The 22,414-nt window shown below is 63.8% G+C and carries 15 protein-coding genes and 1 pseudogene; 8 read left to right on the forward strand and 8 right to left on the reverse strand.

Annotated features, from left to right (window positions below; all coding sequences use genetic code 11):
* Window positions 1-291: 291 nt before the first annotated feature.
* Entirely contained in the window at window positions 292-1,653 is a 1,362-nt protein-coding gene (locus tag AC0L3D_RS24495; RefSeq protein ID WP_473646073.1) for a pilus assembly protein TadG-related protein, read from the reverse strand.
* Window positions 1,654-1,993: 340 nt separating this feature from the next.
* Window positions 1,994-2,863, reverse strand: a complete 870-nt coding sequence (locus AC0L3D_RS24500) for a transglutaminase-like domain-containing protein (RefSeq protein WP_473518060.1) — start codon at window positions 2,861-2,863, stop codon at window positions 1,994-1,996.
* Between the two features lie 172 nt (window positions 2,864-3,035).
* Here AC0L3D_RS24500 and AC0L3D_RS24505 point away from each other — a divergent pair, with 172 nt between their 5' ends.
* Window positions 3,036-3,701, forward strand: a complete 666-nt coding sequence (locus AC0L3D_RS24505; protein ID WP_023800102.1) for an HAD-IA family hydrolase — start codon at window positions 3,036-3,038, stop codon at window positions 3,699-3,701.
* 172 nt (window positions 3,702-3,873) lie between these two features.
* Here AC0L3D_RS24505 and AC0L3D_RS24510 read toward each other — a convergent pair whose 3' ends face one another.
* A complete protein-coding gene (locus AC0L3D_RS24510) occupies window positions 3,874-4,113 on the reverse strand; it encodes a DUF1674 domain-containing protein (protein ID WP_287063409.1) in 240 nt (79 codons plus the stop codon).
* Window positions 4,114-4,236: 123 nt separating this feature from the next.
* Between AC0L3D_RS24510 and htpX the strand changes: the two genes are divergently transcribed.
* The 4 genes from htpX to purH all read left to right on the forward strand — a co-directional run bounded on the left by htpX (window position 4,237) and on the right by purH (window position 10,206).
* On the forward strand, window positions 4,237-5,250 hold the full coding sequence (gene htpX, locus AC0L3D_RS24515; protein ID WP_023800104.1) for a zinc metalloprotease HtpX: 1,014 nt from the start codon (window positions 4,237-4,239) through the stop codon (window positions 5,248-5,250).
* Window positions 5,241-6,641 (forward strand): RsmB/NOP family class I SAM-dependent RNA methyltransferase, encoded by a 1,401-nt coding sequence (locus AC0L3D_RS24520; RefSeq protein ID WP_473646075.1) that lies wholly within the window; start codon window positions 5,241-5,243, stop codon window positions 6,639-6,641. The genes htpX and AC0L3D_RS24520 overlap by 10 nt, the downstream gene beginning before the upstream one ends.
* 133 nt (window positions 6,642-6,774) lie before the next feature.
* Window positions 6,775-8,499, forward strand: coding sequence for a heparinase II/III family protein (locus tag AC0L3D_RS24525; protein ID WP_128168599.1), 1,725 nt, complete (start codon window positions 6,775-6,777; stop codon window positions 8,497-8,499).
* Between the two features lie 90 nt (window positions 8,500-8,589).
* Complete coding sequence (purH, locus tag AC0L3D_RS24530; RefSeq protein WP_473646076.1) at window positions 8,590-10,206, forward strand: bifunctional phosphoribosylaminoimidazolecarboxamide formyltransferase/IMP cyclohydrolase; 1,617 nt, start codon at window positions 8,590-8,592, stop codon at window positions 10,204-10,206.
* Between the two features lie 211 nt (window positions 10,207-10,417).
* Here the strand turns inward: purH and AC0L3D_RS24535 are convergent, their stop codons facing one another.
* Both AC0L3D_RS24535 and AC0L3D_RS24540 read right to left on the reverse strand, forming a co-directional pair.
* Window positions 10,418-11,797 (reverse strand): MFS transporter, encoded by a 1,380-nt coding sequence (locus AC0L3D_RS24535; RefSeq protein ID WP_473646078.1) that lies wholly within the window; start codon window positions 11,795-11,797, stop codon window positions 10,418-10,420.
* Between the two features lie 91 nt (window positions 11,798-11,888).
* Window positions 11,889-16,697, reverse strand: a complete 4,809-nt coding sequence (locus AC0L3D_RS24540; RefSeq protein WP_473646079.1) for an NAD-glutamate dehydrogenase — start codon at window positions 16,695-16,697, stop codon at window positions 11,889-11,891.
* 135 nt (window positions 16,698-16,832) lie between these two features.
* Between AC0L3D_RS24540 and AC0L3D_RS24545 the strand changes: the two are divergent.
* Together AC0L3D_RS24545 and AC0L3D_RS24550 are read left to right on the forward strand one after the other, a co-directional pair.
* Window positions 16,833-17,000, forward strand: a pseudogene (locus tag AC0L3D_RS24545) (peroxidase-related enzyme); the annotation flags it as partial.
* A gap of 159 nt (window positions 17,001-17,159) precedes the next feature.
* Window positions 17,160-17,483 (forward strand): YciI family protein, encoded by a 324-nt coding sequence (locus tag AC0L3D_RS24550; RefSeq protein ID WP_023800470.1) that lies wholly within the window; start codon window positions 17,160-17,162, stop codon window positions 17,481-17,483.
* A gap of 8 nt (window positions 17,484-17,491) precedes the next feature.
* Here AC0L3D_RS24550 and AC0L3D_RS24555 read toward each other — a convergent pair whose 3' ends face one another.
* Window positions 17,492-18,106, reverse strand: a complete 615-nt coding sequence (locus AC0L3D_RS24555) for a LysE family translocator (protein WP_023800471.1) — start codon at window positions 18,104-18,106, stop codon at window positions 17,492-17,494.
* Between the two features lie 300 nt (window positions 18,107-18,406).
* Entirely contained in the window at window positions 18,407-20,236 is a 1,830-nt protein-coding gene (typA, locus tag AC0L3D_RS24560; protein WP_027154593.1) for a translational GTPase TypA, read from the reverse strand.
* Between the two features lie 200 nt (window positions 20,237-20,436).
* On the opposite strand from typA, the gene AC0L3D_RS24565 reads away from it, so the two are divergent.
* The gene (locus tag AC0L3D_RS24565) at window positions 20,437-20,712 is read left to right on the forward strand and encodes a hypothetical protein (protein WP_023800473.1); all 276 of its coding nucleotides are present in this window, start codon (window positions 20,437-20,439) and stop codon (window positions 20,710-20,712) included.
* Window positions 20,713-20,830: 118 nt separating this feature from the next.
* Here the strand turns inward: AC0L3D_RS24565 and AC0L3D_RS24570 are convergent, their stop codons facing one another.
* Entirely contained in the window at window positions 20,831-22,399 is a 1,569-nt protein-coding gene (locus tag AC0L3D_RS24570; protein ID WP_473646081.1) for an alkaline phosphatase D family protein, read from the reverse strand.
* Window positions 22,400-22,414: the final 15 nt, after the last annotated feature.

A 22,414-nucleotide genomic window follows, 5' to 3' on the forward strand; every position in this document is an offset into this window, starting at 1 on the left:
GGGCGTGTTCAACAAATCGAAAGGAGGTGATCCGATGTCGAGTGATTTCGTTTTCCAGAACGTGGCCTCAGCGGATTGCACTTTCGGGAAGCAGTCTTCCCGTTAAGGCGCGAGATGCGCGGCTGGCGACGCCTGGAGCGCCGCGCGTCCTTTGGATGCGCAAAGGACGCACCAGCACTTTAAGTCACGTCGCTGCCATGAGCCGCGCCATGGACGGAAACACGGAAGGCCGCCGGCTTCGAAAGAAGCGGCGGCCTTTTCCTTGTCCGGATCCTGCCTAGTCAATGCCCTCTATTTGGTCAATGCCAGGCTTTCGATGTTGCGCGCAATGTCCTGGAAAGCCTGGTTGAGCTCCGTCCCGTTCGCGGCCTGATAGAAGTGCTTGATCTTGCCGGTATCCGGGCTCGCGCAATTCTGCAGTGTCGCCTGGGCATTCTCCTCGTTGAGATCGAAACCGATGGTGAAGATTTCGATGCCCTTGTCGCGCATGGCGGTACAGAGCGTCTTGGCTGCCGTGCGGGTCGGTTCCTTGCCGGCATCATTGTAGACCTCACCGACAGTGCTGGCATCGAAATAGGACAGGTTGAACTCGCCGTCGGTCATCAGGATCGCGATTTTGGCGACCTTTTTCGGATCCGCCTTGGCCGGCCGCTGCGACGCGTTCATCACACTGCCCCAGTTTTCCGAAAGCATGTACCAGGTCCACTGCACGCCGATATGGCCCGCGGTGCCGCCCGATGCGACAAAGTTCTTGATGACGTTCTTGAGCGCCACGGCGTCCGCCGTCAGCGGCTTCAACGCGGCGACCGGGCAGGCAGCCGTGCCGGTCGGCCAGGCGAAGAACGACAACAGGTAATCGCGATTGATCATGCTGATGTCGGGACCTACATCCGAATATTGATAGGTGCCCTTGCGCTCAGTGGCGCAATTGTCCGGACGCGTTAAGCCGGAGACATACTGTATAGCGCCATTGCCGGGCGCCTGCTTGCGCTGGCTGGTCGAGGCTTCGACGTAGACGCTGCTGCCGGCAAGCGCGCCGGCATTCACCGAATTGGCGTAGGGCACGATGGAGACTCGCACTCGGGGGCTGGCGGGGTCCTGACCGCCCAGAAAGCTGTCGACCGCGTTCGCTGCGGCCGTCCTCAGGTCGATTATTTTCTGGCCGGCCATTGAACCTGTGACGTCGAGCATCATCGCCACTTCGATCGTCCTGTCCGAATAGACTGCCGTCGTCGATGCGGCAATGCGCTTCATGTCGCCCATGCCGAAGATTGGAAAATAGAGGCCAAGATCGACATGGATCTCCGCCTGAACCGTCTTGGCGATTTTGTCGATGGTCAATTTGTCGAGGACGATCCGATCAGCCTGCAGCATGCCCGCTCGGCTGTTGGCATCGAGAAACGCCTGCACCGACTTGTTGGCGTCGGCCTCGTTGATGACGCCGGTGGTCAGGTCGCGTGCCGTCGAGGTCACCGCCGCATCGACCACGCCTTGCAAGCTCGATTTGGTGTTGTAGAGCTGCGAAACATTGACGGCAAAGCCGACGCCAAGCGCCAGCACCGACGCGACCATGCCGAACAGAACCGCTAAATTTCCGCTTCGATCTCCGGCAAAGCCGCCGATCGCGTGAACAAGACCCCCAAAACGCCGCATGCTCGCCTCCATTCGCCACGACTCGAGCCGTGTGAGGGCCGCATTGCAGGATTCCGGCCGGACGGCGTCGTCATCGCAGCAAAAGCCGGCGGCTCATCGTCAAACCATTGTTTCTGCTTGGTTTCGAAATGCGGCAAGGTAAATAGACGGTAAACGACAAGCCGCTGCGGCAGTTTCGTTCACCAAGCGCTTACCATGATCCCGACCGCTGCCGTGGAGCACAACAGCTCGATCCCGATCCGGCACAGAGGGTCTGTGCCGAAGCGGATCAGGCGCATCATATCCGTAGGACAGCCCGGTGATCGTAACAGCCGGACGCGCCGTTTGCGCTTGCGCGCTTCTATGCCAGCATCTGCGCGCTGGCCGTCCTGTCGACGCCGCGATGGGGCGGGTTGAACAGATTGCTTTCCTGCTCGTAGGTCCAGACCTTGAACAGGCTGAGCCGGTGCGGGCCGAAACTGTGCAGCAGCGGCACGTCGGTCGCGTCGCGACCGCGCGCGATGACGACGCGGCCGATCCTCGGCATGTTGTGGCGGGGGTCGAACGTGTACCACTTGCCGTCGAGGAACACTTCCAGCCACGCCGAAAAATCCATCGGTGCCGGGTCGACCGGCACGCCGATGTCGCCGAGATAACCGTTCACGTAGCGGGCTGGGATGTTCATGCAGCGGCAGAGCGTGATCGCCAGATGAGCGAAGTCGCGGCAGACGCCGACGCGCTCCTCATGCGCCTGCGCCGCCGTGCGGGTCGGGCGCGCATAGCCGTAGCCGAACGACAGACGGTTGTGGACATAGTCGACGATCGCCTGCACCCGGGCCCAGCCGGATGGAACAGGCCCGAAAACCTGCCAGGCCAGATCGCTGAGATGATCGGTTTCGCAATAGCGACTGCCGAGCAGGTAACAGAGCACCTCGTCGGGCAACTCCGCCACCGGCACTTCCCTGGCCAGCGTGTTGACCTCGTCGGTCTCACCGCTGTCCTCGACGACGGCGTCGTAAAGAATGCGAAAGCCTCCGCCAGGCGCGTTGAAGCGGCGGCAGGTGTTGCCATAAAGATCGTGATAGAGCCTGGTTGGGACGGAAGGCGAGGTCAGCACGCGCGTTTGCCGCTTGATGTCGGCCTGGCGCTGCTTGTGGATCTCGAGCAGCGAAATCACCGGGGTGGATTCAGCACAGTCGATGGCGATTTCGTAGCCGAGCCGAATCAGCATTGCGGATCCCCTCTTGTGAGTGTCGTGGAAGACGATTGGATTAACGCGAGATGGCCGGCCGTGGTTCCCTGGTCTGTCGAAAAAGGCGATCTCGTGCCTTCCCATGCCGCCGGTGCGACGTTACGGTCGATCGACAGGCTTTGGTTCCTTCCGAAACAACTTGGGATAGCAGATGTTCGCAGGCAGAAAATTCGCAGCCTTGCTGTTCGATATGGACGGCACGGTGGTCAATTCGATTGCCGCGGCAGAAAGGGTCTGGGCAGATTGGGCACGCCGGCAAGATCTCGACGTTGCCGCATTCCTGCCAACGATCCACGGCGTGCGAGCGATCGAGACCATCGCTCGGCTGGCGCTTCCAGGCGTTGACCCGATGCGTGAAGCCGATGCGCTTCTGCAGGCCGAGGTGGCCGATATCGACGGCATCCTTCCAATCGCCGGCGCCGCGGCGTTTCTGGCGTCGCTGCCACCCGAGCGCTGGGCAATCGTCACTTCGGCGCCGCGCGAGCTGGCTCTGCTGCGCATCGCGGCCGCCGGCATCCCGCTTCCCGCCACCCTTGTCGCGGCCGAGGACGTTTCCCGCGGCAAGCCGGCGCCGGATTGCTTCCGGCTGGCGGCCGAGCGACTGGGCGTGGACGCGCGCGACTGCCTCGTTTTCGAAGATGCGCCCGCCGGGATAGCGGCGGCCGAGGCCGCGGGAGCCACCGTCGTGGTCATTAGCGCCACGCACCAGCATCCGTTGCAAACGCCGCATGCTGCGATCGCCGGTTATGACGGGATCGGCGTCACCGTCGACGACCGCGGCTGGATTGTCCTCGGCGCGGAGCGCGCTGCGGCTTAGGGTATGTTGAGATGAGGTCAGGCCGAGCCGGAGTCGAAGACGGGCGCGAAGCGACCAGACTAGGTGGGTTCCGAGAACCGGAACGGAGCGGACTTGCAGGTCCGTGAGAAGCGCAGGAATCCGCTGTTCGCAGGCACCTGAATATCGACATACCCTTAGAAATCGCTGGCCCTTAGAAATCGCTGGTCAGGCCCTTCACTTCCCAATCGCCATAGCGGCCGGGTTCCCTGCCGCCACGGCCGCCGAGTTCCCGGGGCATCGCGGCTTCCTGCTGGCGATAGTGTTCGCGCCGTGCTTCCGCTTCCGCCAAAGCGCGGCGGGCTGCCGGTGTCAGCGTCCTTTGCGGCACGTCGTGACCGGGGCCGGCGTCTGCATTGCTGGTTTCGCCTGATATATTGGCTTCGTCGATCATGCGATATTCCCGGCGATTGAAACATGGCCCAATTGAAACAGGGCCACACGTTTCCCATCATATAGCGATGAGCCGACAAGGATCGACCCTTTTTGCGGAAGGCCGGCAGAAACGGAGCAGACAATGAACACACTTCGCACCGCCATGCTTTTGGCAGCGATGACCGCGCTGTTCATGGGCGTCGGCTATCTGATCGGCGGATCGGGCGGCATGGTGATCGCCCTGCTGATTGCCGCCGCCATGAATCTGTTCAGCTATTGGAACGCCGACAAGATGGTGCTATCGATGAATCGCGCGGTCGAGGTCGACGAAAGGAACGCCCCGGAATATTACGCCATCGTGCAGAGTCTCGCCAGACAGGCCGGCCTGCCGATGCCGAAAACCTATCTGATCGACAACCCGCAGCCCAACGCTTTCGCCACCGGCCGCAATCCGGAGAATGCCGCGGTCGCCGCCACCACCGGGCTGTTGCAGCAACTGTCGCATGAGGAAGTCGCGGCGGTGATGGCGCACGAGCTCGCCCATGTGCAGCACCGCGACACGCTCACCATGACGATCGTCGCCACGCTTGCCGGCGCGATCTCGATGCTCGGCAATTTCGCCTTCTTTTTCGGCGGCAATCGCGACAACAACAATTCCCTTGGCATTATCGGTGTGCTGGTGGCGATGATCGTGGCGCCCTTTGCCGCGATGATCGTGCAGATGGCGGTCAGCCGCACCCGCGAATACGAGGCCGACCGGCGCGGCGCCGAGATCTGTGGACAGCCGCTCTGGCTTGCCTCGGCCCTTGACAAGATCGCTCGCGGCGCCGAACGCATCCGCAACCCGGATGCCGAGCGCAATCCGGCAACTGCCCACCTCTTCATCATCAATCCTCTTTCCGGCGAGCGCATGGACAGCCTGTTTTCGACCCACCCGAGCACCGACAACCGCATCGCTGCCCTGCAGGCGATGGCGCAGGACATGGCCGGTGGCGCATCCGCCTCCGCGCGGCCGCAAACGCCGATGCCGCGGCAGGCAGACGAACAGCGGCCTTCGGGCCCGTGGGAGAAAGCTGAGCAGCCGGCTGAACCGGCCAGGCCGAAGTCCAATCCCTGGGGCCGCAATCCGACCGGACCCAAGGGTCCGTGGTCGTGAGCGAAGCGAAACGCCGGCACCGAATTTCAGGCGATCATGAAAACAATGCAGCGAGCCCCGGCGAACCTATTGCCGGCCTGGCCGCGCGCAAGGCCGCGGCACGATTGCTGGCCGCCGTCATCGATGCGAGGACGGCGCTGGACGGGCTGACCGACCACGAGAACGGCCATCCGCAATACAAGGCGCTCGACCTGCGTGACCGGGCGCTGGTGCGCGCCATACTGGTCACTGCGCTGCGCTTCCGCATGACCATATCAGGGTTGCTGGCCCGCCGCCTGGAAAAGCCGCTGCCACCCAACGCCACCGCGCTTTCGCATATTCTGCATGTAGCAGCGGCGCAGATCCTGTTCCTCGATATTCCCGACAGCGCCGCAGTCGACCTTGCCGTGACCCACGCCAAGTCCGATCCGCGCACGGTGCGCTTCTCCGGTCTCGTCAATGGCGTGCTGCGCACGCTGGCGCGATCCAAGCAGGCCGAACTGGCTGCAGCGCTTGCCGCCACCGACGAAGCGCCGAAATGGTTTTCCGACCGGCTGAAAGCCGCCTATGGCACTAAGAAAGCCCGGCAAATCCTCGCCGCCCACAGATACGAGGCGCCGGTCGACTTCACGGTCAAGACCGATCCTGCGCTGTGGGCCGAGCGGCTCGGCGGCATCGTGCTGCCGACCGGCACTGTGCGCGTTGAGAAACTCAGCGCCTCGGTCACTGAACTGCCCGGCTTTGAAGACGGCGCCTGGTGGGTCCAGGATGCCGCCGCCAGCCTTCCTGCCCGGCTTTTCGGCGACGTGAGGGGTTTGCGCGTCGCCGATCTCTGCGCCGCCCCCGGCGGCAAGACCGCTCAGCTCATTCTCGGCGGCGCCACGGTCACCGCGATCGATTCCTCGAAGAACCGGTTTGCGCGGCTCTCGCGAAATCTCGAACGACTCGGTTTGTCCGCAGAGGTTGTGCAGGCCGATCTGCTCAAATATGAGCCGGAACAACTGTTCGACGCCGTCCTCCTCGACGCGCCCTGCTCCTCGACCGGCACGGTGCGGCGGCATCCCGACGTGCCCTGGACGAAGACGGCGGCCGACATCGAAAAACTCGCCGATCTGCAACGCAGGCTGCTCGCCCGCGCCGTCAGCCTGGTCAAGCCTGGCGGGCGCATCGTCTTTTCCAACTGCTCGCTCGACCCGCTCGAAGGCGAGGCGCTTCACCGCGCCTTCCTCGCCGGGACGGCTGACATTGTCGACGATCCGCTCCGCCCGGGCGAGATCGCCGGCATTGATCCGTTCCTGACGCCGCAGGGCACGCTGCGCACCACGCCCGCAGATCTGGAGCTCGGCTCACCGGAACGGTCCGGCCTGGATGGCTTCTTCGCCGCCCGCATGCGCAGACCCGGCCAACGCTGAAAGTTTGAAGACTGTTTTAGGAAGAATCCTGCGGAAAACAGGCTGAATTTCAAGGCCTCCGTGGAATTCACCTTCGCATAAGTTCTTGAATCACATAAGCTTGTCTTCGGATTGGGCGCTATGAGGAGGGCTTTTGGCGATCGCTGCCGGCAGCACGACGCGTCTATGGACGCTTGTCGCGAAGGAGTTCTGGCGCAAGACGCGCCGGCGCCTGCGTGGCGGGCCGATCCATCGCTGGCGCTACTCCGGCCGCACACCGGAACGCGTGTTGATCGCTCCGCCAGACCTGCGCCTGGCCGACCGACAGATTGCGCTCGAGATTTATTATGGCCGCTATCCGTTGTCGGGACATCTGGTAGAGACCGGCGGCAAGTCGCCCTTCCAGATTGCCGTGGCCAATCCCGGCTGGCAAAAGGCCCTGCACGGCTTTCGCTGGCTGCGCCATATGCGCGCCGCCGGCACCGAGCTTGCCGCCGCCAATGCCCGCGCGCTGGTCTCCGACTGGATCACCATCCATGGCAGCAATATTTCCGGTGTCGCCTGGGAGCCCGGCACGACGGCCAAGCGCGTCATTGCCTGGCTGCAGCATTCCTCGGTGGTGCTGCAGGGTGCTGAATTTCCCTTCTACCGGGCCTTCCTGAAATCGCTGGCCATGCAGATCCGCTATCTCAGGGCGATGGCACGCGAGATGCCGGACGGCAAGGACAGGCTGCGCGCCCGCATCGCGCTTGCCTTTGCCGCTCTGTCGCTACCGGCGCCGGCGTCGGCGCTGCGCGGCGCGACCCGCAACCTCGCCGAGGAACTCGACCGTCAGATTCTGCCGGATGGCGGCCATATTTCGCGCAATCCGATGGCCGTGCTTGAAATCCTCGCCGACCTTCTGCCGCTGCGCCAGACCTATGCCAATCAGGCCGAAACGCCGCCGGCGGCGCTGATGGGCGCCATCGATCGCATGCTGCCGGCGCTGCGTTTCTTTCGCCACCAGGACGGCAGCCTCGCCCGCTTCAACGGCATGGGCGCGACCATCCACAACCGCATCGCCACCATTCTGCGCCACGACGACACCGCCGGCGCGCCATTGCTGCACGCACCGCATTCGGGCTACGAGCGCCTCTCCATGGGCGGCGTCACCGTGATCGCCGATACCGGCCCGCCACCGCGCATCGATGTTTCCAACGCGGCGCACGCCGGATGCCTTTCCTTCGAGCTGTCTTCCGGCCGCCGCCACTATGTCGTCAACGCCGGCGTGGACACCTATGGCGCCGCCGAATTCCGGCCGCTTGCCCGCGCCACGGCCGCCCATTCGACAGCCACCATCAACGACACCTCGTCGGCGCGTTTCAGCCACTCGCTGCGCGTCAACGATCTGCTCGGCACGCCGTTGATCGGCGGCCCGCAGCATGTGCCTTGCAAGCGCACCGACCAGCAAGGCACACAGGGTTTTCTGGCTCGCCATGACGGCTATGTCGCGCGCTTCGGCTTGCTGCATGAGCGCGAACTGAAATTGTCGACGAACGGCAATGTGCTCGCCGGCAGGGATCGCCTTCTGCGGCCGGGCAATGCTGCGATCCGCAACAACGGCCGCGATTTCGTCACCGTGCGCTTCCACATCCATCCCGACATAGGCCTGCTCAAGGACGAGCACGACCGTCTGGTGCTGACCGCCGATGAAGCCGACACATGGGTGTTCACCTGCACCGAGGTGGCGCCCGAGGTCGAAGAATCCATTTATTTCGCCGGTCTTGGCGGCCCGCGCCGCAGCCGGCAGATCGTGCTGGCCTTCAAGGCGTCAGAGATTTCCGAAGTCCATTGGCAACTGACACGGACGGCCATCGCCGGTCATCCGGCAAAAAGCTGAGACTGCGGTAGCCCCGCAGTTTGATTTCCAGGCCTCATGTGCTACGGCGCGCGGACACTGTCCCAACCAGCCGTGAAAGGCCGCCAGCCCATGGCCGTCGCCGCCAAGAACATTCCCGCGCCCGACCTCGTTCCCGTTCGTCGCGCGCTACTTTCCGTTTTCGACAAGACCGGGCTCATCGATTTCGCCAGGGCGCTGGCCGCGGCCGGCGTCGAGCTGGTCTCCACCGGCGGCACGGCAAAGGCGATCGCCGAGGCAGGCATGGCTGTGCGCGACGTCTCCGAACTCACCGGCTTTCCCGAGATCATGGACGGCCGCGTCAAGACCCTGCATCCGTCCGTGCACGGCGCGCTGCTTTGCGTGCGCGACGATCCCGAACACGCCGCGGCGATGCGCGATCATGGTATTGAGCCGATCGATCTCGTCGTCTCCAATCTCTACCCTTTCGAGGATGTCCGCCGCTCCGGCGCCGCTTACGCCTCGATCGTCGAGAACATCGACATAGGCGGCCCGGCGATGATCCGCGCTTCGGCCAAGAACCACGCTTACGTCGCCATCGTCACCGATCCCGAGGACTATGCCTCGGTGCTCAACGCGCTGGAGATGAATTTCGGCTCGCTCTCGCTGGATTTCCGCAAGAAGCTGGCGGCCAAGGCCTTCGCCCGCACCGCGACCTATGATGCTGCGATTTCCGGCTGGTTCGCCGAAGCGCTGGAGATCGAGCATCCCACCTGGTGCGCCTTCGGCGGCAGGCTCGACCAGGTGATGCGCTACGGCGAGAACCCGCACCAGAGCGCCGGCTTCTACGTCGATGGCGACAAGCGACCGGGCGTCGCGACGGCGCGCCAGCTTCAGGGCAAGCAGCTTTCCTACAACAACATCAACGACACCGACGCCGCGTTCGAACTGGTCGGCGAGTTCGATCCGGCCCGCTCCGCCACCGTCGCCATCATCAAGCACGCCAACCCATGCGGCGTCGCCGAGGGCGCTTCGCTGAAGGCGGCCTATGCCAAAGCGCTTGCCTGCGATCCGGTCTCGGCCTTTGGCGGCATTGTCGCGATGAACCGCACCCTCGATGCCGAGGCCGCCGAAGAGATCGTCAAAACCTTCACCGAGGTCATCATCGCGCCGGGCGCCTCGGACGAAGCAATCCGCATCGTCGCCGCCAAGAAGAATCTGCGCTTGCTGGTCACCGGCGGCTTGCCCGATCCGCGCGCGGCCGGCTCCACTGTGAAATCCGTTTCCGGCGGGTTGCTCGTCCAGGGCCGCGACAATGCGGTGGTCGACGACCTCGACCTGAAAGTGGTGACCCGGCGGGCGCCGACAACGGCCGAAATGGCCGATCTCAAATTCGCTTTCCGCGTCGCAAAGCACGTCAAGTCGAACGCCATCGTCTATGTCAGAGACGGTGCCACCGTCGGCATCGGCGCCGGCCAGATGAGCCGGGTCGATTCCTCGCGCATCGCCGCGCGCAAGGCGCTCGACGCGGCCGAGGCAGCCAGCCTGGCCGAGCCGCTGACCAAAAATTCCGTTGTCGCCTCGGATGCCTTTTTCCCGTTCGCCGACGGGCTTTTGTCGGCGATCGAAGCCGGCGCTACCGCCGTCATCCAACCGGGCGGCTCGATGCGCGACGACGATGTCATCGCCGCCGCCGACGCCCACGGCATCGCCATGGTGTTTACCGGCGTCAGGCATTTCAGGCATTAGGATTAGGCGCCTCTTGCCTTCTCCCCTTGTGGGAGAAGGTGGCCGAGCGAAGCTCGGTCGGATGAGGGGTGCTGGACGGAGCGCTACGATGAAGGCGTAAGCGATTCAAATCCTTGATGTTTTCAGGTTGAGTTCCTTCCAGCACCCCTCATCCGTCTCGGCGCACGCGCCGATCCACCTTCTCCCACAAGGGGAGAAGGAAAGAGCAGCTCTACTCCGCCGGCGGATTATCCGCCGGATACGGCGTGCGGATCAGGATCGCCAGGCCGACGCCGAGGAATAGCACGATTGCCGCCATGCCTAGCCGCGACGAGCCGCTGGCCAAGGTGATTGTGGCCACCAGGAATGGCGCAGCAAAACTGGTCGCCCTGCCGGCCAGCGCATAGATGCCGAAATAGCGGCCCGATTCGGCCGCGGTGACGCTGCGCGCCATGTAGGAGCGCGACGATGCCTGCACCGGCCCGAAGCCAAGCCCGATCAGCAGACCAAAGAAGATGTAGGCTTTTTCCGCCGGCGTACCGAACAATCCGCCGTTGTCGGCTCCGGGCAGCATCCAGACACCGAACAGCGTGTAGCCCGGCCCGGTCGAGACGATGCCGATCGTGGCGAGGCTGAGCAGGACAAGCGCAATCATCACTATGGTCTTGGAGCCGAGCGCCAAGTCGAGGCGTGCGGCAACCAGGCAGCCGACGATGGCGACGACGTTGAGGATGATGCCGAACAGGCCGATCTCGGTGATTGACCAGTGGAACATCGCCGCCGCAAAGGCACCGCCCAGCGCAAGCAACGCATTGACGCCGTCCTGATAGATCATACGGGCGACGAGGAAGCGGAAGATGCCGCTGCGTTTGCGTATTTCGCCCAGCGTCGATTTCAGTTCCGACAGTCCCTCGCGCACCGCCGGTCCAAGCGGAATGCCCTTCACCGCATCCGGTGTGAAAAAGAACATTGGCAGGATGAACAGCAAATACCAGGCCGCCGAGAGGGGTCCGGTGGCGCGCGCGTCCTCGCCGAGCTTCGGGTCGAGGCCGAAGAGCGGGTCGAGGCCGACGATCGTCTTGCCGGTTTCCGGCGAACTGGCCATGAAGGCGACGACAAAGATCAGCGCAATCATCCCGCCGAGATAGCCGAGCCCCCATGCCATGTTCGAGATTCGGCCGATTTCGCTCTTCGGCACCAGGCGCGGCATCATCGAATCATTGAACACGGTCGAGAATTCCGCCGCGACCGAAGCCAGCGAGAAGAACAGCACGACCAGGAAAAGGTTCGAACCGGGAGCAGCGAACCATAGCAGGCAAAGACTGGTGATCTTGACCGCGGCGAAGAGTGCGATCCACGGTTTTCGCGGGCCGGTCTGGTCGGCGATCGAGCCGAGGATCGGCGATAGCACGGCAATGGCCAGACCCGCCGCGGCGATGCCGTAACCCCATGCCGCCTGGCCCGTTTCCGGATCGCTCGCCATGCGCGAGACGAAGTAGGGACCGAAGATGAAGGTGGTGATGACGGTGAAGAACGGCTGTGCTGCCCAGTCGAACAGCATCCATCCCCAGATGCCGCGTTCCGGCGCTCGCTGCACTGCTGTTTCGGCCATATGCCCTCCCACGAACGGCGCCCCACGTGGGGCACCGTTTCGCTCTATAGCGCAGTTCCTGCCGGCAATCGCGCGCGATGTGGAAGACTTCTCACAGCGCCGTCAGGTCGCTGATCAGCCCCGATGCCACCGACAGCCGCGACACGGTGATGTCGCCGCCCTCGGTCAGCGCCTGCAGCCGCTCGCGGATGCGCCCGACCCTCTCGCCGCCGGCCTCCAGCCATGCCGCCACCGGGTCCGCCGCCCCGGCATGGCCGGTGAGCGCCGCCACGGCGATGCCGCGCCTGGCTGCGCCGATCGTGTCGGTGGCGCGGAAAAGCGCCAATTGATCGTAGTAGTCGGACGGCGCGATCGAGCGCGCCGCATCCTCGACGCGCGGAATGCGGAAGGCATCGCTGACCGCGAAAAACGCCTTCGCGGCGGCGATGATGTCGGCATTCGCCGTTCGGGCCGTCAGCGCGATGTCAGGCACGACGCCGGCCACATCGATCAGCGCCAGATGTTCTGCCAGCTGTTCGGGCGCGCCGCCCTTGGCCAGACCATGCCGCCGCTCCTCTATCCGCTCACGCGAGAAGGCCGGAAGCAGCGAAGGGAGCTTCGGCTCCAGTGCCTTGCGGGCGTTCTGCAATTCGGCGATCCGTTGGCCCAGCGGAGCGGTGCTGGTATCGTTCTTGAGATACCAGCCGCTGGCGACATAGGTAAGCCGACTGACGGCTTGATAAAGGTCGAGCTGCACCTGCCCGTCGATCTGGTTGTCGAGCGCGTCGATCTGGCGATAGAGCGCCGGCAAGCCAAAGCCGTCGCGCACCATAGCGAAAGTCCGGACCACGTCGGCCGCGCTGCGGCCGGTTGCTTCCTGCAGCCTGTTGACGAAGGGTGGGCCGCCGCGATTGACCAGATCGTTGGCGATGACACGGGCGATGATTTCGCGGCGCAGGCGATGGCCATGGATTTCGGCCGCGAATTTCTTCGTCATCCGGTCCGGAAAATAGCCCATCAGGTCACGGTCGAAATGCGGATCGTCCGGCACGTCGCTGGCGACGATGTCGGAAAACAGCACGATCTTGGCATAGGCCAGCAGCACGCCGAGCTCGGCCCTGGTCAACGGCTCGCCGCGCGCCTCGCGTTCGGCAAGGCCTGCCGGCGACGGCAGAGCTTCGACATTGCGGTCGAGCAGGCCGCGCGCCTCGAGCGCTGCCATGAAACGGCTCTGATGGGCGATATCGGCAAGGCCGCGCTTGCGGGCAAGGGACAGCGCCAGCGTCTGCTCGTAATTGTTGGACAGCACCAGCGCGCTCACCTCGTCGGTCATTTCGGCGAGAAGCTTGTTGCGCGCTGGGCGGGTCAGCGCCCCCTTGCGCATGGCGGAAGCCAGCGCGATCTTGATGTTGACCTCGACGTCGGAGCAGTTGACGCCGCCCGAATTGTCGATGGCGTCGGAATTGCAGCGCCCGCCATTCAGCCCGAACTCGATGCGGGCCCGCTGCGTCGCGCCAAGATTGGCGCCCTCGCCGATGACTTTGGCGCGCACTTCGAGCGCGGTCACCCGAATAGCATCGTTGGCGCGATCGCCGGCGTCCTGGTTGGTCTCCGTCGATGCCCTGAGATAGGTGCCGATGCCGCCGAACCACAAAAGATCGACCGGCGCCTTAAGGATGGCGCTCATGATCTCGACCGGCGAGGCGGTCGTCTTGCCGAGGCCGATCGCCGCGGCCGCGGCCGGCGGCAGCGTGATCGATTTCTGGCTGCGCGAAACGATGATGCCGCCTTCGGACAGTTTTGTCTTGTCGTAGTCCTGCCAGCTCGAACGGGCGAGAGCGAACATGCGCCGGCGCTCGGCCATCGAAGCCGCCATGTCGGGATTAGGGTCAATAAAGATATCGCGATGGTCGAAAGCGGCGATCAGCCGGGTCTGCTCGGACAGGAGCATGCCGTTGCCGAACACGTCGCCCGACATGTCGCCGACGCCGACAACGGTGAAGGGTGTGGTCTGGATATCGCGGTTCATCTCGCGGAAATGTCGCTTGACCGCTTCCCAGGCGCCCTTGGCGGTGATGCCCATCTTCTTGTGGTCGTAGCCGGCCGAGCCGCCGCTGGCGAAGGCGTCGTCGAGCCAGAAGCCATGCTTCTCGCTGATGGCGTTGGCGGTGTCGGAGAAGGTCGCCGTGCCCTTGTCTGCGGCGACGACGAAATAGGGGTCGTCCTGGTCGCGCCGCACGACCTGAGCCGGCGGAATGACGCCGTCCAGGCCGATATTGTCGGTGATCGACAACAGGCTGGAGACGTAATTCTTGTAGGCGGACGCGCCGGCTTCGAAGATGGCGTCGCGGCCGGCGCCCATCGGCAGCTTCTTCGGATAGAAACCGCCCTTGGCGCCAACCGGCACGATCACCGCGTTCTTGACCTGCTGCGCCTTGACCAAACCGAGCACCTCGGTGCGGTAGTCCTGGGCGCGGTCCGACCAGCGCAGGCCGCCGCGCGCGACCGGGCCGAAGCGCAGATGCACGCCCTCGACTTCGGAGCCGTAGACGAAGATCTCCCGCCACGGCCGCGGCGCCGGCAGGCCGTCGACCGCTTGCGAATCGAGCTTGATCGCCAGCGACTGGCCCTTCTCCTTCAGATCGGGAACGAAATGATTGGTGCGCAGCGAGGCTTCGATCAGGTTGAGGTAGCGACGGACGATGGTGTCGTCGTCGATGTTGGGAACCTCTTCCAGCGCATCCCTGATCTTGGCCTTGAGGTGCCTGGCCGCGACCGCCCCGTCCGTCTGCGCCGTCGGTCCGAGGCGGGCGACGAACAGCTCATGCAGGCCACGCGCGATCTCCGGATAGCGGTTGAGCGCGGCGGCAATGAAATCCTGGCTCTGTGGGATGCCGGCCTGCTGCAGATAGCGGCCGTAGGCGCGCAGGATGGAAATCTCGGCCGACCACAGGCCGGCGGTCTGGGCAAGGCCGTTATAGCCGTCATTGTCGATGTCGCCGCGCCAGACGGAAAGGAACGCGTCTTCGAACAGCGCGCCGCGGTCGCCAAGGTCGATTGGCTTGCCGTAGCTGTTTTCGAGTTCCATGTCGTGGATGAAGACCATGCCCGGCTGATCAGTATTGATCATGTCGGAAGCCTCGTCCCCGACCTCGAAGGTGCGCTCGCTGATAACGCGGAAACCGATGTTCTCCAGCACCGGCACCCGTCGCGACAGCGCCACCGGGCTGCCATGGTGATAGATCTTCAGCGCCGCCTGATGCGGTTCCTGGTTGGCATGACGATAATAGTCGATGGCGATCGGATTGGCCGCGCTGATCCTGGCGATGCGCCCGGCATCGGCCAGCGCCTCCGCCGGTGAGAAGCTGTCGCGATAGCTTCCCGAGAAGCGCGAGGCGATCGCCGTGAGCGCCGCATCGGCGCCGGTCTCTTCGGCGGTCTCGCGCAGAATGTCGTCCCAGGTCCGCACGATGGCGCGGATCGCTGCCTCGATCGTCGCCTGGTCGACCTTCGGCGTCCTGCCGCCGGAACGCCCGATGATGAAGTGGACACGAGCCAGCCCGCCTTCCGGGAAGGCCGGGTAGTAGGCCGAAAGCCGGCCCTGGAACATCGTCTTCAGATAGGTGCCGATCTTCTCGCGCACGACGCTGTCGTAGCGGTCGCGCGGCACGAAAACGAGGATCGAGACGAAACGGTCGAACTGATCGGCGCGCACCAGCGCCCTGACGCGCGGCCGCTCGATCAGCCCCAGAATGGCTTCGGCGTGCTTGCGCAGGATCGGCACCGGAACCTGGAACAGCTCGTCGCGCGGATAGCTCTCCAGCACGTTGATCAGTGCCTTGCCGGAGTGGTCTTCAGGGTTGAAACCGGATTTGGCGATGATGGTTTCGGCTTTCGACCTGAGATAGGGGATCTTCATCACCGAGCGCGTGTAGGCAGTCGAGGTGAACAGGCCGACAATGCGCAGCTCGCCGGCAAGCACGCCCTTGGCGGTGTAGGTCTTGACGCCGATGTAATCGAGATAGATGCGGCGGTGCACCGACGATTTGGCATTGGCCTTGGTGACGATCAGCGGTTCCGGCCCGTGCAGGAAGGCGCGGATTTCCGGCGTCGTCGACACCGCTTCGGTGCCGCGCCGCAGCACCAGCACGTCGGGATCGGAGAGGATGCCGAGGCCGGGCTTTTCGGTGCGCTCCAGGGTGCCGCTCTTCTCGCCGCCGGTATATTTGAACTCGCGCATGCCGAGGAAGGTGAAATTGTCGTCGCGCAGCCATTCGAGGAGGGCGATCGCTTCGGTGACGTTGGCCTTGTCGAGCGGCACCGGAGCGTAGCGGAACTCGGAGATTGCCTGGTCGAGGCGGGCCAGCATCGGCTTCCAGTCGGTGACGGCGGCGCGCACCTGGCCCAATATTTTCTTCAGCCGGTCAGCCAATGCCTCGGCCTGCTCGGACGAAAGACGGCCGATATGGACGTGGATGACGCTCAGCCGTTCATGACTGTAATCGCCCTTGGCGAAGCCGCCATCGCCGAGGATTTCGTCGACGCCGCTCTTGCCGTGCCTGACGACGATGACCGGATGGGTAACCAGCAGCGGTTCGCCGGCGCTCTCGGTGATCTCGCCGAGGATGGAATCGAACAGGAACGGCATGTTGTCGTTGACGACGGTGATCACCGTCATCGGCCTGCCCTGGCGCACGACACCGGAATCGACGTCTATGGCGACGACGCAATCGCCCTTCTTGTGCCTGGCGACGGCGCGTCCGGCGAGATCGGCGGCACGTTCGAGTGCGGTGACCTCATAGGCGGCGACATCTTCGGCCGGCGCACGGGCCAGCAGGTAATCGGCAAGCCTGCCGGGTTTCTCGCTGCCCTTGGCCGTGCTTATCTTTTTCAACTGCTTTGCAGATTTCAGGCCGGCCATGTCGCTAAATCCCTCCCGTCATATGTTTTGCGACTATGGTAGCAGATGACCGATATTTGGCGACAAAGGTTTGACCGCTTGCGACGAAATGTCGGGATTCGCCGGTGGGTCAGCGAAAATGAGGAGAAATCCGCCATAAAAGACAAAATCGTCGCACTTGACCTCGCGCCTGCGGAACTGAGCGAAGCGACGAAAGCCTATTTCGCCAAATGCGAGGAGAAGCTCGGCCTCGTTCCCAATGTGCTTTTGGCCTACGCTTTCGACGAGACGAAGCTGCGCGCCTTCACCGACATACCAGGCGATGGCGCGGTGAGAGCATGGCGATTGCGAGCCAACTGGACCTCACATTAGTGATTCGCATTCTCGTTGCTTGTTTTTCGGTTTGGTCCGATGATCGCCCTGCGGCGTGACCGCATGTCGGTTCGACGCCCGCCGATCAACGGAAGATCAACGGAGGAGAACATGGCGAAATTTCTCTATGTCTATCACGGCTCCGGCAAGATGCCGACCGACGACGCCGAACGGCAAGCGGCGATGGATGCCTGGAACGGCTGGTACGGCAAGCTTGGCTCGGCCGTGGTCGACGGTGGCAATCCGGTCGGCATGTCGAAGACCGTGCTGCCCGGCGGCAAAGTCGAGAACAATGGCGGCAGCAATCCGACCGCCGGTTACACAATCATCGAAGCGAACGACATCGACGATGCCGTCGCCAAGGCCAAGGATTGTCCTATCCTGAAGGACCCGGGTTTCAGCGTCGAGATCGCGCCGATCATCGAAATGGGCTGACGACCGGCTCAGGATCGAGCCGCAATCGCCGCCGCGGCACCGGCCATGGTGGTGGCGCTGACGCGGTTGGCGATCTTCATCGCCCGCCTGCTCTTCAAGAGTTTTCGCGCCTGCGCTGCCGCCAGCACCCAGGCCAGATCGATGGCGACCAGAACCACGGCCATGGTCAGCGTCAGCTCGATCCAGCCGACGACCGTCACTGAGGCGAGATCGATGATGGTCGGCAGCAGCGCCAGGTAGAACATCATGATCTTGGGATTGCCGAGCGTCACCGCCATGCCGGCAAAGAACAGTTTGACGGCCGACTCCTCGCGCGGCATCTCGCCTTCGCGCGCCTCGACCGGGGCCGTCCACATCTTCCAGGCGAGGTAGGCGAGATAGGCGACGCCGACCCATTTCAGCACGACGAAGGCAAGATGGAAGGTCTGCGCCACCACCGCCAGCCCGAACACCGCCAGCGACAGCCAGATGGCCTCGCCGATCCACATGGCGAGCAGGAATGGAAACACGTCGCGAAAGCCCTTTGCGATAACCCGCGCCACCAGGGCGGCAATCGAGGGGCCGGGCGAGCCCGCGGCGACGAAAAGGGCGGCGGCGAAGATCAAAAGCGAGGTGACGTGCATGTGAGTGCCTTCGAGCGTCAGAGAGCCCAAGGATACCCGATCAGCGGCGGTTTGGCACCCCTGCAGCTTGCAGAGAACTTTGCCCCCTGAAAAGGCGTCGGCGCTGCCCCTCATCTGGCCGCCGCCATCTTCTCCCCGTCAACGGGGAGAAGGGCGCTGTCATCGACGGTTCCGCCAATTACCAGCTTTGCAAGAAATGAACGCCGAGGGTGCGCTCAGCGGTCTTCTCCCCGTTCACGGGGAGAAGGTGCCGGCAGGCGGATGAGGGGCAGCGCCGATCCCCTTCAATGAGACGCCGCCTTACGCCGCGCCGACCACTTTCGCCGATTTCTCAAAACGCTTGCGCTCGTTCGGGTCGAGATAGAGCTTGCGCAGACGAATGGTCTTCGGCGTCACTTCGACCAGCTCGTCGTCCTGGATCCAGGCCAGCGCGCGTTCCAGCGTCATGCGGATCGGCGGCGTCAGCTTCACCGCCTCATCCTTGCCGGCGGCGCGGATGTTGGTCAGCTTCTTGCCCTTCAGCACGTTCACTTCGAGGTCGTTGTCGCGTGAATGGATGCCGATGATCATGCCCTGATAGACCTTGACGCCCGGATCGATGACCATCGGGCCGCGGTCTTCCAGGTTCCACATCGCATAGGCCACCGACTCGCCCTGCTCGTTGGAGATCAGCACGCCGTTGGTGCGGCCCGGCAGCTCACCCTTGTAAGGCTCGTAGGCATGGAACAGCCGGTTCATGACGGCGGTGCCGCGGGTGTCGGTCAGCAGTTCCGACTGGTAGCCGATCAGGCCGCGCGTCGGCGCGTGGAAGACGATGCGCTGGCGGTTGCCGCCTGACGGGCGCAATTCGACCATCTCGGCCTTGCGCTCCGACATTTTTTGCACGACGACGCCGGCATGCTCCTCGTCGACGTCGATGACGACTTCCTCGACCGGCTCGAGCAACTCGCCGTTCTCGCCCTTCTGCATGACGACGCGCGGCCGCGACACGGCAATCTCGAACCCTTCGCGGCGCATCGTCTCGATCAGCACGGCAAGCTGCAATTCGCCGCGGCCGGAGACGAAAAACGAATCCTTGTCAGGCGATTCCTCGATTTTCAGCGCGACATTGCCTTCGGCCTCGCGCAGCAGGCGGTCGCGAATGACGCGGCTGGTCACCTTGTCGCCCTCGGTGCCGGCCAGCGGGCTATCGTTGACGAGGAACGACATCGTCACGGTCGGCGGATCGATCGGCTGCGCATGCAGCGGCTCGGTCACCGACAGGTCGCAGAACGTGTCGGCGACGGTGCCCTTCGACAGGCCGGCGATGGCGACGATGTCACCCGCCTGCGCCTCGTCGATCGGCTGGCGCTCGAGCCCGCGGAAAGCCAGGATCTTCGAGATACGGCCGGTTTCGACCTGGGTGCCGTCATGATGCAGCACCTTGACCGCCTGGTTGGATTTCAGCGTGCCGGATTCGATGCGGCCGGTGATGATGCGGCCAAGGAACGGATTGGCTTCCAGGATGGTGCCGATCATCCGGAACGGGCCGGGGTGGACGGTCGGCGCCGGCACGTGCTTGATGACGAGGTCGAACAGCGGCGCCAGGCCTTGGTCCTTCGGACCTTCGGGGTTTTCCGACACCCAGCCGTCGCGGCCCGAGCCGTAAAGGATCGGGAAGTCGAGTTGCTCGTCGGTGGCGTCGAGCGCTGCAAACAGGTCGAACACTTCGTTGACCACCTCGACGTGGCGGGCGTCCGGCCGGTCGATCTTGTTGATGACGACGATCGGCTTCAATCCGACCTTGAGCGCCTTGCCGACGACGAATTTTGTCTGCGGCATCGGCCCTTCGGCGGCGTCGACCAGCACGATCGCCGAATCCACCATCGACAGGATGCGCTCGACTTCACCGCCGAAATCGGCGTGGCCGGGGGTGTCGACGATGTTGATGCGGGTGTCCTTCCAGTCGACCGAGGTCGCCTTGGCCAGGATGGTGATGCCGCGTTCCTTTTCGAGGTCGTTCGAATCCATGGCGCGTTCGGCAACGCGCTGGTTGTCGCGGAATGAGCCGGACTGTTTCAGGAGCTGGTCGACGAGGGTGGTTTTCCCATGGTCGACGTGCGCGATGATCGCGATATTACGAATTTTCATGTTGTGGTCTCGGGAGCGTTGCAGGCAGCAGGCCAAAAGGCGCTGCCTCTTTCGGTTGGGCGGCTCATACAGGGTTTTTCGCAATTGCGAAAGAGGAGGCGTGCCACCAAATAGATGGTCACCAAATCTTAAGCGTCTTGGTGTGAAATTGAATTATTAACCAAAGCGGAACCTTTCACGGTCGGGACAGTTCAAATTTCATGAGCAAAACGGGCATCAGATACCGGCCAATCCTTGCATGGGCTGCCCTCGCCGTCCTGCTTGCGGCAGGCGTGGCACAGTCGGCCGCGACGTCGACGGAGCCTGCCCTGCCGTCCGACACCCGAACGGCGGAGCAGTTGTTTGCCGACGCTCCCGATGGCGTCGACCCGGTGGTGACCGGGCCGGTCAGCGCCGCCTTCAAGCAAAGGCAGGAGGCCGCCAACTGCGACAGCGCTGTTTGGCCCAATATTCCGACCGTTTGCTATCCAGACTGACGACCGCGCCTTACCCTCCCCCTTGTGGGGAGGGTCGATCCGCGAAGCGGAGCTTCGCTTTGCGAAGCCGCCTCGCCGATCCTCCCCGCAAGGGGAGGGTGAACAGGCGCCAGTCCCCTCACGCCGAATGCACCGGGTCGAGCGTGACCTTGTAGAGTTCATTGTCGTCGCGATCCATCAGCCGCACCGTCATCTGTTCAGTGGCGCCATCGATGTCGACGAGGCCGAAGAACTGCAGGCCGGCCGAGGGTGGCAGGTTCTGCCCCTGCTCGGCGGTTGGCGCCTTGATGAATTTCAGCTCCGGGCCGAAGGTCATGTCGAAATCATTGGGTCCATAGGTGCCGGCATGGAGCGGACCCGAGACGAATTCCCAGAACGGATTGAAGTCCTGGAACTGCGCCTTGTCGGGATTGTAGTAATGCGCCGCCGTGTAGTGCACGTCGGCGGTCAGCCAGACGGTGTTGGTGATGCCGGCATTCTTTATGTAGCGAAGGAGGTCGGCAATTTCCAATTCGCGGCCCTTGGCCAGGCCATTGTCGCCATTGCTGACGGCCTCGGCGCCGGCCTTGTTGGTGGCGTCGTTCCAGACGACGAGGCCGAGCGGCATGTCGGCGGCGATGATTTTCCAGGTCGCGTTGGAGTTTGCCAGTTCGCGCTTCAGCCACTTCATCTGCTGTTCGCCCAGGATGCGCGATTGCGGCGTCACCGTATCCTGCATGCCAGGACCGTTGGCGCCGCGATAGGAGCGCATGTCGAGGAAGAAGACGTCGAGCAGCGGCCCGTAGGCGATCTTGCGATAGACGCGGCCCGGTTCCGACGGCTCGTAGCGGATCGTCGTCATCTCGTGGAAGGCGCGTGCCGCGCGTGCCGCCATCACATGGATGTTTTTTTCCGAGTAGCGGTCGTCGGCGCTCAGGTTCTTCGAATCCGACCAGTTGTTGACCACCTCGTGGTCGTCCCACTGGTAGAAGGTCGGGCAGATGGCGTTGAGCCCCAGCACGTTCTTATCCATCATGTTGTACTTCCACTGGCCGCGGTACTCGTCCAGCGTCTCGGCAACCTTGCGCTTTTCGTCGATGAGGACCTTGTTCTTCCACTTGCTGCCGCCGGGCAGCTCGACCTCGTCCTTCATCGGGCCGTCGGCATAGATGGTGTCGCCGGAATGCAGGAAGAAGTCGGGCGTATGCTTGCCGATCGTGGCATAGGTCTTCATGCCGGTGTCGTCGATGCCCCAGCCCTGGCCGGCGGTATCGCCCGACCAGGCGAAGCGGATGTCGCGTTTCGAGGCCGGCGCCGTGCGGAAGCGGCCGACGATCGGCTCGGAGACGGCGTTGATGTCGGCAAGATCGGCCGCGACCATGCGGTAGAAGATGTCCTGGTCGGAGGTGAGGTCGGTGAGCAGCCGCTTTACCGTGTAATCGCTGGCCGGCGACGTATCGAGCGGCGCAAGGCGCAAGGGATTGGCGAAATTCTCCGTCGACGAGACCTCGAACATGACGCGCGAAGGGCGGTCGGTCCGCGTCCACACCACGCCGCTGGTTGCGTCGACATCGCCCGACTGGATGCCATGGGTGAAGGCGGGCCGCTGATTGGCGCGCGAATAATAGGGAAGCGCGAGGCCCGATACGCCGACGAGGCCGGCGGCGCTCGCCGACGTGACAAAAGCGCGGCGCGAAATCTTGTTCATGGCTGTCTCCTGGAT

The organism is Mesorhizobium sp. WSM4837 (assembly GCF_055811435.1).